Below are 15,791 nucleotides of genomic sequence, written 5' to 3' on the forward strand. Positions count from 1 at the left end.
GTCCTAAAAGTGAAGGTATTCCTCAGTCCGGGGCTGCCTACGGTTCTGAGTCAATTAGTCAGAATTCGGGGAATGTCATGCCATCGCGTGGCGCTCAGACGGAGCGCAGCGGTGCGTTCTCGGTCGCCACGCCGCTCGGCAAGTTTGTCCACCAGATCAGCTACGATAGCAGTATCCAAGGAGGTCAGTTAGGCGAGTCTCCCATCATGGGCCCTAAATGGTCGAGCACCGACGCAGGGCTTGCGCTCCACAAAGCGTTGGATGGCACCATCACCCTCAAGACGACCGCGTCAACGGTCCGTGTTTTCAAGAAACACCCGACCAACGAAACATGGTCTGCTCCTGCGGACTTCAACGCGACTCTCGAAAAGTTAGAGGTGGGTAACGTCTACGAAGACCGCAGCTTCGGCGGGGCGTCTGCACAGTATGTGTACGTTCTCACGAATCTTGATACTGGCGACATCTATATCTTCGACGAGTTCGCCAGCTCGCGGGCACTTCTCTACGAGCGACGTAAGCGAGACTTCCCCAGCATACTGCATGGTGACCGGTTCATTTACGATGGGTCAGGCCACGTGACAACGGCGTACACCGCGGCCCCTCAAAACTGGCAAGTCGATTACGTCTATACGTCCGATTATCTTACGAGCATCACGGTTAGCGACGGATCAAGCGATGTGATAAAGGTCGAGTACACCTATTTCGACTCGGACTTACACTCGGCTGACTTAGGATCCGAGGGAGACTTAGTTCAGGTCAAGGACATACGCTACGACTCGGCAGGCAACCCCATGATCCGGGTTACCCAGTACCGCTACTATCCTGTCAGCGGTTCTTCCAATGGCAAGGCTCATCAAGTCAAGGCGGTCTATGACGCAGCCGCAGTCGAGCGAATCCTAAACGCCGGCAATTCGGCGTACAATTCCCTGCCGGAAATTCTTGCCGCTGGCGACTCTACCGACGTGATCAGTGGAGGTACACCCATCGAAATTAAGGATTTCGCAAGTCGGTCGTATACCTACTACACAAGTAACCTCAATACCACCGCCGCGCCCACACCGTGGGATGGTGGAGCCAACGAGAATCTGAATACCAAGTACGGAGCCCAAGATCGACCGGAGTACGATGCAACGGCACAAACGGGGATGGTGCGAACCGAGACAGTCAACGGTGGGTGTGGAGGTTGTGGTGGTTCAGCGACGGGAATTACTCGTAGCTTCTTTTACCTCAACCTTAATGACGGAGCAGTTGCCAGCAATATCGATCCCAACGAGGTCATCCAGATCACCATCGAAGATACGGAAGATTCTCAAGGAAACGAAGTTATCCGTCACATCTGGGGAATGAACTTTCGAGGGGTTGCTATCCGCGAGGCGGCCACTATTCCCGGTAAGATGTGGTGCCAGTCGAAGATTCTGAACGCGTCCTTTCGGGTCGTAGAGAGCCGAATGCCCTCGGCCCATACACTTGTCGATACAGACAGTGAACTCCGTAACTTCCTCAATCCTACCGGCAACGGTGGAGCCAATAACACCAACACCGTCGATGGCTCCGCGGGAGTCGTCTACTACCTCGAATACAACGCAGATGGCTATCCCACTGGCACTCGGGTTCGCCAAGGCGCCGGTTCGAACAACCGCTACTACGTCGACGCAATCGATTGGGGGAATGGAACCTCTGGACAACCTAAGTGGCTGCCAACGGCACAGTACATTTTCCCAGTGGCAAACATAACCTCGCGAACCGATTCATCGCGAATTAATACAGCATCCTATGCCTATTATTTCCATGACGCGAACGATACCCAGATCAAGGTGCGTAAGACCACGCTGGCCAGCGTCGACACCCAGAACGGGCCAACCTCCTCGACCGTCACGTACGAATACTTTGACGAACAGGGAAATCTCCGCTGGTACAAGGACGGTGATGGCTACGTGACTTACTACAGTCATCATCCCAATACGCGTAAGCAGGCTCTTGTGATCACCGATATAAATACCGGCACGCTTCCGGCAGAAGTGGGGAGCACCGGTAGCGGAGTTCGCGTCGCTTGGGCGGGTGCTGTACCCAGTGGGACGGGCTACGATTTTACACGCGGTACGACTCTACCCACGGCGATGAACTTGACCTCCCAGACGGAGTACGACGTAGAAGGCCGCGTCACGAAGACGATCGAGCCGGGCGGGGCCGTCCATGTAACGAAGTACTTCGCGAATGGAATGGCTCGATTCCCGTACGACGGAAGTGCGGACGAACTTCCCGTGCAAGTGACGCGAACTACCGACGCCGGCATCGTGCTGGAGTCCTACGCAGTAGACCCGTCCTCGGTGGCAAGCAGTACCGGTACGCTTCCAACCAGCGGTAAGGTGTCTCTTACCACCTACCACTACAACCCTGTCAACGGTCAGTTAACCAGCACTCGAAATTACCACAAACTAAGCGGCACGTCGCTCGGCACCAACTACTACGAGACAAGTTTCCTCTACGATGCTATGGGGAGGCGCGGTGCTACTAGCGCCTACGTAGATACCAATCGTTATCAGGTGTCGGCCCAACTTTACGATGCCAGAGGCCGCGTGACAGAGACGCGCTGGGGTGTGGCCACTGCAGCGCCCACTGACTACGACGATCTCACGACGATCGATGGATCACAGCCTGCGTTGCCAAGCAACTTCAACGGCTGGGCTAGAACTTCGACAATGATCTATGACAGCGGGGGAATTGGGGACGGCCGGCTCACCAGCATTAAGTCGTACTTCGGCACTGGGACTAACGACTACATCGATTCCATCCCGCAGTATACTTTCCGCGGACATGTCCGTGGTGTACTGCAAAACAATGGGACCACCCCGTTTGGACCGTATAAGGTGCAAGATATTGATTGGCTGGGACGCACTACGGCGACCGCCGTCTACACCAGCGCACCGGCTTGGCCCACCAACTATGCGGCGTTCGTAACGAGCACCCCCACGAATCGCAACAACCTTGCCAAGACCTACTACGACAAATTGGGGCGGGTCTATCGCATCGAGCAATTTCCTGGCGTCGAAGGGGCGAATCATGTCGAGATCAACAACTACTACGATCGTCGCGGTAACCTCGTAGCAACCGGCAATTCGTATGGGGCCCACCAAGAATACGCCTATGACGGTGCCGGTCGCCAGTACCAGCAGCGTACGGTCAAGGAATTGAACGTCACCAAGTATTGGAGCGGAGGTTTTAACTACCGCGCACCGGTGCCACAGCCACAATTCTTGAATCACACCAGCGGCAGTAGTGAAGTGATTGAGATGCAACACTTGGAGTACTGGGATAATACTGATACTCCGGTTGCCGTGACCAATGTGACCGAGCAGCATTCGTTGGAAGTCAATCACGACGACAGTAACGGCCTAGCATTCGGTGACACACCTGGGCAGTTGGTCGATGGCGTTCGTGCAACGGAGTATTACTGGTTCGACGAAGCGGATCGGTTGAGGACGATCGCAGATTACGGCTCGGGCGACGGTACTAGTAGTCCTGATTACTGGCAATCTACTGCACCGCCTGAATACACAGCTGAGCCAAGCGTCAGCACCAGTTACGCATTGTTGACGAAGTTCGGCTATGAAGCAGCCAACGGTCAGCGAGACACAGTCAAAACTTGGCAAGCTAGCTCGACAACGAACACTACGAAATCGTTTTACGACGATCTAGGGCGTCAGACGTTTGAGGTAGAGAATTGGCAGTCGGGGTACGATCCCACCAGCAGCATTGGCACCGTTGCGGCGGGTGTAAATCGCACCACGGGCTTTGTTTACAACGGTTTGGGGCAGCCAACTAAACTCACGGCGTACAATAACGGCCCTAGCGCCAACGTCGATCAGGTCACGGACTATTTTTACACCGATCCGTACGATGCTTCCCTGGTAACATGTACCATCTATCCCGAAGCCAGCACCCGCACGCCCCAGACCACTTGGGCGACTGCCGCGGATCAAGTGCGGGTGCAGTATAACGTCGATGGATCCATTTCGAAGCGAAAAGACCAGTTGGACATAGAGATGTCGTATGCCTACGACGCAGGCCGACGAGTGATTCGCGAGGGTGCGACCTCGATACCTGGAACCGTTGATGGGCACGTGAAGGCAATTGGAAAGACCTACGACAGCCTTGGGCGGGTCACTCATGTCACTTCATGGGAGAATAGCAACGGCACTGGCGCGGTCCGTAATGAGGTCAAGTACAATTACAACACGGCTGGCGGAGGCGGGAGTAACGACATTGGACTCGTTCGACGGACGGAGCAGGACCACGGTGGTGCAGTCGGCGGGGGAGAGCCCAGCGTTGGGTATTCCTACGACGAAACCGACAGCGGGGACATTCTCACCAATGGGCTTCGCCAGACTCTCGTCACTTATCCCACCACGGCTCGTAAGATTCATATGACCTACGGATCGAACGATACAGTCAACGATCGGCTATCCCGCATCGCCACGTTGATTGAGGACGACGGGAACGGTACACCCGATACCGAGCTGGTCGCCTACCAGTACAGCGGAACCAGCCGAATGGTAAAAACGGATTACACGGAGTTCGACGTAGAATCAAGACTTTACAATCTGGAGAGCGCAGGGACGAACGTCTACAACGGTCTGGACCGCTTTGGTCGGCAAACCCGTAAAGAGTGGTGGGATTACGATGACAACGTGATGCGTGACCAGTTCTCCTACACGTACGACTTCGCCGGCAACCGATTAACGCGAGATAACGTTCTGCGGGCAGCGTTAAACCAAGAGTACACTTACGATGGCCTCCAGCGGCTCCAGTCGAACAACGAATCGACGAGTGCCAAAGATCGGTACTGGGAACTCGATCAGCTTGGCAACTGGGCGAAGCTCCGCAACGGTACGACCAGTAGCGGGACGCTGCTCGATACACGTACGCACAACCAGGTGAACGAACTGACGGCTTCGACGGCGATGGCGACTCCCGCCCACGATGCGGCGGGAAATATGACCACGATCCCCAAACCACGGGACTTGGCGAACGGTTACACGGCGACGTACGACGCGTGGAATCGGCTAGTGGAACTTAAAGAGGGAAGTACGGTTCGACAAACCAACCGTTACGACGGTCTTCACCGTAGGATCATCCGCTACCCCGGATTGCCCGCAAGCACTGCCTCGACTGCCGTGCATTTCTACTACAACGAGCAATGGCAGTGCCTGGAGGAACGCGTGGGGACGGCTAGCACTGCCAACAAGCAGTACGTGTGGCATCCCGAGTACATCGATTCGTTAGCGGTGAGCTACGACAACTATGGAAATAGGGCCTACCTCACCCACGACGCCAACTTCAATGTCACTGCCGCCCTTTACGAAAACTCGGGGACGGATGGGGTGGGCGAGCGGTACACGTACAGCCCGTACGGGGAGGTTACTATTCTCAATGGGGAGGCCGACACGGTCGATTCCCCTTTAACCGCCTGGGAGCAGGATGGCGACGAATCGAGTGACATCGGGAACGAATATCTTTATACCGGAAGGAGACTCGATCCAGAGACGGGGTTGTACCAATACCGACATCGGTACTACCACGCGCAGCTTGGTAGATTTATCAATCGGGATCCGATTGAGTACCAAGATGGAATGAATTTGTACGCCGCCTACTTTGCTCCCAATGGACTGGACCCTTCTGGTCTGGCAAGCATAGACGACATTGTCAAAAAGTATGGATCCAGCGGAAGCGGCTGCTATGGAGTCACCATCCCGATAGGAGGAGTGTATTCCTTCCAGTTCCAAGTGTGCCTGCAGGTGAGTCTCGGCGAATGCTGCGATGGCACCAACTATAAAGGTTTCCTGCAGATCGGCATCTCTGGTGAGGGATACTTTGAAATTGGCAAATCTATCGGTGACCAACGTCGTTACCACAAGAGAAATAAGACTCCGGTTGGAGGTCGAAATCAGTGGGTAGACCACCCTTGCAAGAAAGGTCAAAAGGTCAAGATAAAGAACTATCCAAGCGCCCTGGCTGGCTGCCAAGATAAAGGCTTTTCCTCGCCCTCGGTCGGTCTCGTCGAAGGTTCAACAGATGGGTGTCCCAAAGCCGGCTGGCGGGGTTCTGGCAACTGGTTTATAAGAGGCCAAGCGGGGCTTGGATTTGGTATCTATGGGTCAGCGTCTGGCCCCCTTGGTCCGGACGATGATTATCTCTCGAAGATCAACGGTACGATGGGATACGGTTGGATCGGTAGTGCTGGGGCTTCGCTTCAAGTGGGTATTTCGCTCGATTTTGTGTACGTTGAGTTAGGGCCGGCCAAAGGACCATGTTGCCAAGATTAATAACCGCAGCGCGTGATGCTCCTGAAGTAGTGGCCATTCTCTGCTTTGTGGTGACCTTCCCTATCGCTATCGGCTTGAAAGGCAACGAGCATATCGCCAAGTGGGTTTATGCGGAGAATCGCGACAGCTATTCGGAAGTCGATTATCGAATCACCCGGGCCTGGGAGAGGAAGGTTGGAAAGCACCGTAATGAGACAATCACGTCAATCAGCGGAATAATAAATGGTGCCGAAGTGGCAGCCGATACTTGTCAACTAGACATCCCTGAATCCGTATTACTCCAGCTTAAAACAGGTAAGCTCAATAGTTACGATTACCGGGTGCTTTATTCTCCCAAGTTGAATGAACACGATCTTGCTTACGGAAGTCACCACCTTGTGAAATTGAGCTCCCGACACACCACCCTGCCTCAGATTTGGCTTGAAATGTTGATGTGGCATATTTGGTGGATCATGAGCGCGGCCGCCTTCGCGGGGATCTCGATCTACCAATGGTGGCCACGCCGGGGCACCGGTTGAATGAGCTGTGAGATTGAGGTAAGTGAACAGCCTGCACAGCCTTTTGACTCTCGTGACGATCTTTGAAAGCCTCGAAAACAAAAGCGTTAGAAATTCCGATGGAGCCGCAGTGTTCAACTTTCTCCGGCGAACGTCCGATCCAACGAAAGAGTGGCCTCCTTACGATGGCCGCATGCTGAATGTTGACGTGGTTCTCGGCACCTTGAACTCCATTTCGTTGGGGAGCCCCATTCAACTTTTTTCATTCCTTGGTCCGGTGCACGATCAGCCCTGGAGAAATGGGATCGAGTTTCGCTATTTTAGCCTCGGCCTGTGCCTAGAAGTATCCAAGAGCTCGCAAACGGTCGAGGGCTTGCACCTGGTCCGCTATGACAGAATTGAAAAACAGTACACCACCTTCTCGGGACGAACGTATGCCAATTACCAAGATCTTGACCTGCTAGGCCTCACCCCCCTCAATTGCCAAAGGGAACTTGGTGGAGCTTCGGAAGTCGAACCGGATGGCGAGGGCGCGCTATTCACGTTTAAATTGGGGGGACGAAAATGCGAGATCGAATTTGATTCGGATGGGACCTTTCTTAGATTGATTTTAACGCATTTCTGAGTAAGCCTGCGGTAGCCAATCCGCCCCTGATATAGTGGTACTGATATAGCGGTACAACGCTTGATGGCAGGGAAGCCGTTGACCGGAGCGAATTAGGAAACTGAGTTGAGGTACCTTTGGCACCTCCTCAACGTTTAAAATAGATCAGGGGAACTCGTCGCTGTGAGATATCTACAGATTAGGCCGCCTCTAGTTACAGAGGTCGGCTTCAGTTGGACTTACGACCCCCACTAACTTTCGCCACCGAGTAAGTGCCAGTGGCAGTGTTTGCTTACAAAGCGATTGGTACTGATGGGCTCGTCCGCGGCTCGATTGCCGCCGATACCGCCCGACAAGCTCGGGACCAACTTAGGGCACGTGGCCTTCGCGTTGAGGAGATTCGCTCCCAGTCCTCCAGCACTGCGACTAATTGGATCTGGGGCGGCACCAACCGCTACGAAGCACGCCTCGTTCCTATAGTTCGAGAACTCTCGACACTCCTTAGCGCCGCGATTCCGCTCTCCGATGCCCTCCGCACTGTGACGAAGCAACAACGAGGCCGCATGGGCAACGCCCTAGCTCTGGTGTGCGACCGAGTCAGCGCCGGCCGCAGCCTCGCGGAAGCGATGCGGGAGCAGCCGCAAGTGTTCGATCCCCTGACTATCCAGATGGTCGAGGTGGGAGAGAGTGCTGGTACTCTCGACGTAGTGCTCGACCACCTGGCGGAGTTCCGGGAACGATACCTCCAGTTCAAAGACCGAGTGCTCACCTCGCTGTTTTACCCCATGTTTGTATTGGGGATGAGCCTGCTGGTGACGCTGTTCTTGATGACCTTTGTGGTGCCAATGCTGCTAGATAATCTCTTGGAAGCGGGGCAGACGATCCCCTGGCCCACGAGAATCCTCAAGGGCGTCAGCGATCTGCTCCGCGGACATGGGATGCTCATCGCCATGACTCTGGGTGGGGTTTTTGTGGGACTAGTATTCATCTTACGCACCTCCTGGGGCCGCCTCCGCTGGCACCGCGTCCTGCTCCGTTTACCTATCTTCGGCAAACTAGCAGAAAAGCAGGAGCTCGCCCGCGCCTCGCTCATCATTGCCACGTTGATGGAAAGCGGTATCGTCTTCTTAGAGTCAGTCGGCATCGCGGCCCGTGCCGTAAAGAATCAAGTCCTTCGCCACGCCTTTGAACGGGTACGCGATCAGGTCCAAACTGGAAGCGACATCGGCGACGCAATGGACCGCCAGGGTGTCTTTCCCCCTACGGTCGTACAAGTGTTTGCGGTGGGCCAGCAGTCGGGTAAACTTGAGGAGATGCTCAAGCGGCTAGCGACCGACTACGATCGACAAGTGACTAGCCTGTCGACGCGATTGGCGACAGTGCTAGAACCGATCTTGATTGTGCTCTTAGCAGTAGTGGTTGGGTTTATTCTGTTCGCGACAATGCTCCCGATCCTGGAGGCTGGCAATGTACTCTGAACATTCAAAAGAGCGCCGCGGTTTCTCGCTAGTGGAACTGATGGTGGTGATTGTGATCATCGGCCTATTGGCCGGCACCGTAACTATTGGAGTACGGAGCTACATGATCCGCAGCAAACAAAACATCGCCCGCACCGAAATCTCCAAAATCTGCCAAGCCCTCGAAAGCTACTACCTCGAATACGACCGCTACCCCAGCAACGACGAGGGACTCGAAGTCTTAGCCGAGCCCAGCGAAAAATTCCCCGAACCGCTCCTCGAACGATTGCCGACGGATCCGTGGAAGAATCCCTATTCTTACCTGGAAACCGGTAACAGCCCTCCCTACGAAGTCGCATCCTACGGAGCGGACGGAACAGAGGGTGGCAATGGTGCCGATGGCGACATCGTCAGTTCGTCGCTAGGTGACCGATAACCGTGCATGTCCCACGCTACCAGCGCTGGCGAGGTTTCACGCTGTTAGAGCTTCTGGTGGTTCTGGCGCTGTTGGCGCTAATTGCAGCAATGGCCGTCTCTCGAACTGGTGGCAGTTACCAGCGGGCGCAGTTTAAGACGGCCCTCAAGAGTTTTGCGAGCTACGACGATCAGAGCCGTCACCTCGCGGCCAGAAAGCACACACCACTTGAACTTAGAATCGATCTTCGTAAATCGACCATCGAATGCCGAGACGATCGCGAGATGATGGGGCAACCTTGCGTACTACCAAAGTCGGTGAGAATTGAACGGTTTCTCTCGCTTCGAGAGCGAAAGAGCTCAGGGCTGGCAACGGTACGTTTGGGCCCTGGGGGTGAGAGTGAGTCCTACGCTGTTCAGCTAAGCACCGCTGCGACGCCTGCCGAGTGGCTTTTGTTCGCTGGGGGTTCCGGCCAAGCGGTCAGCCTACAAGATACACGTGAAGTAGAGGAGGTGTTCCGTGTCCTCAAATCGAACAGCCCTCACTCTCCTTGAAGTGGTGGCTGCCATCGCGATTTTGGCCACGCTGCTCGTCCTGGTACTCGCAGCGCAAGATCGTCTCGCGCGGCAAACGAAGCGAGCGGAGTTGCGCCTAATGGCGATCAACGCAGCGGACCAGCTCCTTCGTGAGTGGTCGATGGTCACTCCCATGGCAATACCTGCCGCCTCGGGCTCGCTGAATACAAAACCGGTTCTCTACTGGAAGCTCGAAGCCAAACCCGACCCTAAACTTCTGCCGCTTGGAATGCAACCGGTCCGACTGGTGGTCTCCGACAAGAGACCCACTATGGGTGAAACTGACATTCCGCTCGCACAAGTGGAGTTTCTAACGACAGGGTCCGTACCTTTGGAGCGTCTGCCGTGAAAGACGCGACTTACAACTACCGACTTGCCTTCACTTCCGTGGAGGTCCTCGCCGCTACGACCTTGGCTTCGGCACTCATGGTAGCCGTGTTAGGGATACTCGCCGGAGTGGCCAAGAAAGAGCGCATTCTCGACGCTACCCTGTCATCTCCACCCTGGCACGACCATCTCACCCGGCAACTCGAACGAGACCTGCGGCATGCCCGGACGCTCAAACGCCAGGGTGGAAGATTGATCCTCGTCGGGCACGCTGGCTCCGTAAACGCGATGGGCCAACGCAGTTGGTTACCAGTGGAGATTCACTACTACGGAGTACACGTGAAATCGGACACTCTACTGTTCCGCCAAGAGTATTCGGCCGATGGGCTGTCTTCCCCTTCCGCGCCCGAGCTGATGGTGCAGGGCGCAAGTCGGCTGGAAATAGGTCCTGGTACCCTAACGACAGTGCACCCGTCGAATACGACACCGATCATGCCGATTGCCGATGGCGTCTTGCCATCACGCTTGCAAGTGGCAATCTACGGTGACTATCCCGACAACGCCAACTCCGTTATTTATCTACGTAGCTTCGTCCTCTACTGAATTAGGCTGTTGACTAGCTATGACTTTTCAAGGCCATCGCCAATGCCGACCCGGACGCCGCCGAGGATTCGTGCTGGTGATGACGCTTGTCATCGTGGCAATCGCTGCTTGCGCTCTTGCCCGAATCGCGAGCCACAGCCTCAGCTTGGTGCGACGGGGTACCGCGGCTCAGCGTGAACTGGAGAACCGGTGGAGCCTTGTGACTTGTAGGAAGGCCGTTTTAGATCGAGGGGAAGAGTTGTTTACAATGGCCCAAGATCAGCAGCTTGCCCTGGGCTATGGTTGCCCTTTTCCCTCCGAGATCGAGTTCGAGGTCACGCTCAACGACAAGTTGTATCAACTCCGCCTGGGCGACGAGGAAGCCAAGCTCAATCTCAACGCACTGCACGTCCGCCGACCGGAACAGCTCCCCTCTATGCTCGCACAATCGGCCGTCGTCGGAGGCGTGCCACTCCTCTTACGCCCCCGTCAGTCGCTCACCCAACGAATAAGCCTCCCGTACGAAAGCTGGGGGCAGGTGGTCGACCTCTCCAAGTTCGATCTCCAGGAAGACCTCGCTACTCGCCTCCGCTCCCTGACCACCACTTGGAGCTGTTGGGGGCGCGGAAAACTCAACATCTACCGGTCGAGCGATGAGGTGATGCGATTACTCCTCGATGGCGTCCTCCTCCCGCAGGAGACGGAGAAACTCCTCGAAGCCCGCATGGCTTTCCAAGGCGACTTGGAAGCCCTGGTAAAAGACCTCGACATCCCCAGGCGGCGTTGGATACAAGCAAAGTCGCTGTTGTCGACCGACTCGCGATCCTACTCGGTGTGGATCAGGGAAACAAACAATCTAGGGGATCGGACCTACCTGCTGGTCCGCGATCCGAGCAATCGCCAGACTCCCGAAACCATTGTGTTTGAGTGGTAACCCATGAAACTCCGCACCAAACGATGGTCCTTGCGACTAGTGACCCTTGCTATCCTGACGGGGACAGGATTGATTGTTGCGCTCGGACTCTCGGACTCAGGGACTGATCGTGAGAGAATGAGTGTCGATCTAAGCTCATCCGCTAAAGCTGGCAAACCAGAGCCGAGCTCTGATACCCAGCTCGATTTCTCCCCGGTATGGGAGAAGCGTTTACAGCAGGTCTTGTTCGACCCTCCGCCACCTCCACCCATAGTCGAGGTGAAGCCGCCGCCACCGCCGCTACAGGAAAAACTCCTGGGCACGATGATCGACGACGACAACTCCCAAGCGATCATTCAGGACGCGCAGCAGAACGTCCATTTTCGTCGAGTCGGGCAATCGATTAGCCCCGGCTCCGCAGATGCGTTGATTGAAAAGATACTCCCGAGTTCTATCGAAGTTCGTCGCGGCGACGATCTCACCACACTCCAGATGGAATAGCGTCGTTCGATGGCACGAGCCTATCCCGCCTTGCTCCTCGGTCGCACCAAGTGGCGACTAGCGCTAGCCCAGGACGAACCCATCGTCCTGGAGGAGGGAGGCGATTGGCATCAAGAAGAACCCACAACGGCAGCGACCGAAATTGCGAGTGCCCTCGAAGAGCGGGCGCTCTCACGTTTTCCGCTCGCCATATTGTTGGAATCGGACATCACCTACGTCGCGCACTGGAAGCTCGATTCGCCTCGCCAACTGCGGCGAACTAGCGCTCTTCTCTACGAGCTCGAAGAACATCTACCGCTGGCGGCCGAAGACTTGACCGCGACGTACCTTCGTCGCGACCTCGACCTAATGGCCATTGCGGCGGATCAAGAGGAAATCCTGTCGTTAGCCTCTGCCCTACAAACCAATGGCATACAGGTCGACTTGGTCATGCCGATCATGCCACTCGCCGCTTGGTCCCACAGGAAGTCGCGCCGCGCTGCGCCAGAAGAGGTCATTGTCTGGCTCGGAACCTGCGGGACCGCGAATCACCTGCGACTCATCGACGGAAAGCCCACACAGTGGCAGTATCTACCACACGGCTCCGCGCAATTGGGCCAACAACTCACGTACGATCAACTTTCGCGGCCAGGAGCCTTCCCGCTTACAGTCTATCACAACGGCAGTTCCTCCGATGACTTGCTCCAGTCTTTCCAAACCATTGCCGGCACGGAGATGGTTCATCGAGACGCCGATCCGCTTGCTTTAGGAGCACTCGAAGCCCTTACCGCCGTGAGGCAAGGAAAGGAAGAACCCGCGACTGCCTTCCAAGGGGTCGCGCACGGTGGACGCGCCCAGGAGCCGCTCCGGTGGGAGGTACGCCTTCTGCAACTTGCGGCAGCTGGTTTACTGATCTCCTTGGCGGTAATGAACTGGCACACGGCGCAAGATCGAGCACGTGAGCGTGCGGAACTCCAGGTAGCGTCCGAAGACGTTTTTCGGGAAGTGCTCCCGGGAGCAACGCTGCGTACCGGCGTTCGATCACGCCTAGAAAGTGAGCTCGCCAAGCTCTCGGGAGTGAAGGGCGGTAAGAATGAAGACGGGATTTCAGAGTCGGTACTACCAATGTTGCATCAGTTGCTATCAGTGTTACCCGAGGAGATGCGATTCCGCCTGCTGGAAGTACGGCTTGATGGTCGCCAACTCCACCTCACCGGCGAAGTCCGCGAGTTTAGTGACGCCGACCGTATCGCGGCTGCTCTTCGAGCTAAGGGCCTAGCCGTGACACCTCCCACCACGCAGCGGCTTCCGGTCGAGGGGGTGAGTTTTCGGATGGTCGCTCAGGCGGCGGACAAGGAGAAGTCCCATGGGAAGTGATGTCCGCCGCAGTACGCTTTTGGTGTCGGTGATTGCGTTATCGCTGGTAGCGGCGTGCGCATGGAGCCTTTGGTATCGCTGGACGATGGAAAACCGCCTCGCCACCGAACTCGAAAACTTGATCGCGTGCCAAAAGGCCGCCCGCCAAATTCTAGAACTCCGTCAGCAGAAGCAGCGTGCCCTTCTCAAGACAAAGCCGAGTGAGGAGCTGAATCGCAAGATCGCCGCCTGGGCACAAGAGGCCGGAATCGAAGCCAAGGGGATCGCTCGTATCGAACCTCAGGAAGCGAGGCGAGTCGGCGACTCTCAGTACCTAGAACAGGTCACGGAGCTCGAAGTGCTATCCGTACCGCTTGCCAGCGTGATCCGTTTCGCTCAGCTAGCAGAGCAGTCCGATGATTCCCCTAAGTTAACCGACCTCAGACTCTCACCACCCCGCATCACAGCCGAGGATCAGGCAGAAGTGTGGAACGCCGAAGTGGCGTTGACCTATCTCATTTACTCGCCTAAAAGCTCCTCTCGGTGACACTCTGCGCCTCTTGGGCCAGCGTTCTTTTCGACTCATGCTTTTCTACTATTTTGCGACATGCTCCGCAGTTGGCCGACAACCTGGCGATGGTCTTCGGCCGTCCTTCTGCTCTTTTTCGGCGGCGCGGGCTGCCGGTTGATGACCACCGAGGACGTAAAGCGGTACGCCACGGTAGCCGCCGATCCTACGCGGGATACCCAGGCGGCCGCCATTTATCACGAGCGGGCACTCAAGATCATCGAGCGTGCCAGCAAGTCGTGTCCCTGCGAGTGCGACTGTTTGCTCGGGTGCCTAAAAGACTTGGGGAAGGCAGAGGCCCTCTGCCAAAAGGCACTGCTCGCCGACGTGCGTTACGGACCCGCCCACAATACGTTGGGCATGCTCTACTATCATCAGGAGAAGCTTTACCTTGCGGCATGGGAATTCGAGTACGCATCGCGGCTAATGCCAAGCCATGCCGAGCCCCTCAATAATTTGGGGCTGGCTTACGAAGCGGCTGGCAAGATGGGGGTGGCCATCGGGTACTATGAAACGGCCGTTGAGATGGTACCCACCAACCCTGTTTACCTTGGCAATCTGGCAAAGGCCCAATTGCGCGCGGGGGCGGATGTCGAAGCGGTTCGTGGTGTTCTTCAGGAGATGATCTTCTACGACGATCGACCGGAATGGGTCGCTTGGGCTCGCGACACGGTGGGGATTCATCCGATTAAGCTCGCCTCGGCGGAGTTTGACGGGACGCCGGAGGGAGCGCGCAACGAAACCGACCAAGAAATATTGCCGCCACCATCGGAGCCGACTCCCGTCGTCGATCCACCGATGAAAGATGACGAGTCACTGGACTTTCCTGAAGAGATCAATCCCATGGTCGCACCCCAGGATTTTGGGCGGTGACAGACAGGGTCGCACGGAAGCTTCGGCGACTCCGATGGTGCTTGCGCTCTTCCTCGAAGCAACACCCGATTAAGCACGACGCGGCATCTCAATCGCCACACCCACTTAGATCACGTCAGGTTTCTGCTGTAAGCGATCCGTTGCGATCTCTTAGCGTTGCGGCGCACGCTGCAACGTTGTGACACCGCAGGACCCCAGGAACGCTGACCAGCAGTAGCTGTTCGATGAGCAGATCCCGAGTTCATCCGAGTGGAAGCAGCTCCAATCGCTCCTTCAATTGTTTGGAGAAAAGTAGGGTTTGCTCACCCCGAATGAGATGACGCGGCATGGCGGCTGACGGCCTCTCAGCGTGCGCTGCGAGATGGGACTCGCGCAACCGAACGATGTGAATGGCCTCGTCGGTGCCGAGTTGTGGCATCTGCTACGGCGTTGTTCTGCCGAGCAGCGAATCGCAACCTTCGTGAAGCTTCCCGCCGATCCGCAACTCTTAGCCAAGCTCACGCCCGACTCAGTCCGGAAATCCTACCTCATCTTTCGATTCAACCAGGGAATTCGCTCGTCGCTTGCTCGCCGAGCGCGCCAGGCGCAGTCGGGAGCTTCCCAAGGCAGCCACTTGTCCAGGCTGGCAAGGGGATGGCTTCATCGGTCAGTCCTACGATCATGACGGCTGGATTGGCAAGTTTCTCATCCTTGGCAAGTTGAATGTTACCGAGCCACTCATCGAAAAGGTATTGGCTAACGAAGATGGAAAATGCAGCCTGACGGCTGTGGAGGGCCTGCCCCCGTCGCGAACTTCCCTCGGAACCTGACGCTTCGCATGT

At 56.2% G+C, this 15,791-nt stretch carries 13 protein-coding genes; all 13 read left to right on the plus strand.

Annotation, left to right across the window (positions count from 1 at the left end):
• The first annotated feature begins 77 nt into the window (after positions 1-77).
• The 13 genes from SH292x_RS21195 to SH292x_RS21255 all read left to right on the plus strand — a co-directional run bounded on the left by SH292x_RS21195 (position 78) and on the right by SH292x_RS21255 (position 14,970).
• Complete coding sequence (locus tag SH292x_RS21195) at positions 78-6,323, plus strand: RHS repeat-associated core domain-containing protein (RefSeq protein ID WP_442483021.1); 6,246 nt, start codon at positions 78-80, stop codon at positions 6,321-6,323.
• A 29-nt stretch (positions 6,324-6,352) separates the two neighbouring features.
• The gene (locus SH292x_RS21200; protein WP_442483022.1) at positions 6,353-6,841 is read left to right on the plus strand and encodes a hypothetical protein; all 489 of its coding nucleotides are present in this window, start codon (positions 6,353-6,355) and stop codon (positions 6,839-6,841) included.
• Between the two features lie 52 nt (positions 6,842-6,893).
• A complete protein-coding gene (locus tag SH292x_RS21205) occupies positions 6,894-7,445 on the plus strand; it encodes a hypothetical protein (protein ID WP_442483023.1) in 552 nt (183 codons plus the stop codon).
• 257 nt (positions 7,446-7,702) lie between these two features.
• Positions 7,703-8,902, plus strand: coding sequence for a type II secretion system F family protein (locus SH292x_RS21210; protein WP_442483024.1), 1,200 nt, complete (start codon positions 7,703-7,705; stop codon positions 8,900-8,902).
• Positions 8,892-9,317: a type II secretion system major pseudopilin GspG gene (gene gspG / locus SH292x_RS21215; protein ID WP_442483025.1), complete on the plus strand. Its 426-nt coding sequence runs from the start codon at positions 8,892-8,894 to the stop codon at positions 9,315-9,317. The genes SH292x_RS21210 and gspG overlap by 11 nt, the downstream gene beginning before the upstream one ends.
• Positions 9,318-9,319: 2 nt before the next feature.
• Positions 9,320-9,850, plus strand: a complete 531-nt coding sequence (locus SH292x_RS21220) for a prepilin-type N-terminal cleavage/methylation domain-containing protein (protein ID WP_442483026.1) — start codon at positions 9,320-9,322, stop codon at positions 9,848-9,850.
• Positions 9,816-10,220 carry a hypothetical protein gene (locus SH292x_RS21225; protein ID WP_442483027.1) on the plus strand — a complete coding sequence of 135 codons (405 nt, stop codon included), beginning with the start codon at positions 9,816-9,818 and terminating at the stop codon, positions 10,218-10,220. The genes SH292x_RS21220 and SH292x_RS21225 overlap by 35 nt, the downstream gene beginning before the upstream one ends.
• Positions 10,217-10,801, plus strand: coding sequence for a hypothetical protein (locus SH292x_RS21230; RefSeq protein WP_442483028.1), 585 nt, complete (start codon positions 10,217-10,219; stop codon positions 10,799-10,801). Before SH292x_RS21225 ends, SH292x_RS21230 begins: the two co-directional genes overlap by 4 nt.
• 247 nt (positions 10,802-11,048) lie before the next feature.
• Positions 11,049-11,714: a hypothetical protein gene (locus tag SH292x_RS21235; RefSeq protein WP_442483029.1), complete on the plus strand. Its 666-nt coding sequence runs from the start codon at positions 11,049-11,051 to the stop codon at positions 11,712-11,714.
• 3 nt (positions 11,715-11,717) lie between these two features.
• Positions 11,718-12,194 (plus strand): hypothetical protein, encoded by a 477-nt coding sequence (locus SH292x_RS21240; RefSeq protein ID WP_442483030.1) that lies wholly within the window; start codon positions 11,718-11,720, stop codon positions 12,192-12,194.
• A 9-nt stretch (positions 12,195-12,203) separates the two neighbouring features.
• A complete protein-coding gene (locus SH292x_RS21245; protein ID WP_442483031.1) occupies positions 12,204-13,550 on the plus strand; it encodes a GspL/Epsl periplasmic domain-containing protein in 1,347 nt (448 codons plus the stop codon).
• Positions 13,540-14,076 (plus strand): hypothetical protein, encoded by a 537-nt coding sequence (locus tag SH292x_RS21250; RefSeq protein ID WP_442483032.1) that lies wholly within the window; start codon positions 13,540-13,542, stop codon positions 14,074-14,076. Before SH292x_RS21245 ends, SH292x_RS21250 begins: the two co-directional genes overlap by 11 nt.
• Positions 14,077-14,136: 60 nt before the next feature.
• Positions 14,137-14,970 carry a tetratricopeptide repeat protein gene (locus SH292x_RS21255; RefSeq protein WP_442483033.1) on the plus strand — a complete coding sequence of 278 codons (834 nt, stop codon included), beginning with the start codon at positions 14,137-14,139 and terminating at the stop codon, positions 14,968-14,970.
• Positions 14,971-15,791 lie beyond the last annotated feature (821 nt).

The organism is Aeoliella fuhlenseeensis (assembly GCF_052161615.1).
In the GTDB taxonomy this organism is placed as follows: Bacteria; Planctomycetota; Planctomycetia; order Pirellulales; family Lacipirellulaceae; genus Aeoliella.

Bases quoted from the DNA above. Each gene is read 5' to 3' on its own strand.
- SH292x_RS21240 (WP_442483030.1), top strand. From the start codon at position 11,718: ATGAAACTCCGCACCAAACGATGGTCCTTGCGACTAGTGACCCTTGCT.
- SH292x_RS21250 (WP_442483032.1), top strand. From the start codon at position 13,540: ATGGGAAGTGATGTCCGCCGCAGTACGCTTTTGGTGTCGGTGATTGCG.
- SH292x_RS21235 (WP_442483029.1), top strand. From the start codon at position 11,049: ATGGCCCAAGATCAGCAGCTTGCCCTGGGCTATGGTTGCCCTTTTCCC.
- gspG (WP_442483025.1), top strand. From the start codon at position 8,892: ATGTACTCTGAACATTCAAAAGAGCGCCGCGGTTTCTCGCTAGTGGAA.
- SH292x_RS21255 (WP_442483033.1), top strand. From the start codon at position 14,137: ATGCTCCGCAGTTGGCCGACAACCTGGCGATGGTCTTCGGCCGTCCTT.
- SH292x_RS21245 (WP_442483031.1), top strand. From the start codon at position 12,204: ATGGCACGAGCCTATCCCGCCTTGCTCCTCGGTCGCACCAAGTGGCGA.
- SH292x_RS21195 (WP_442483021.1), top strand. From the start codon at position 78: ATGCCATCGCGTGGCGCTCAGACGGAGCGCAGCGGTGCGTTCTCGGTC.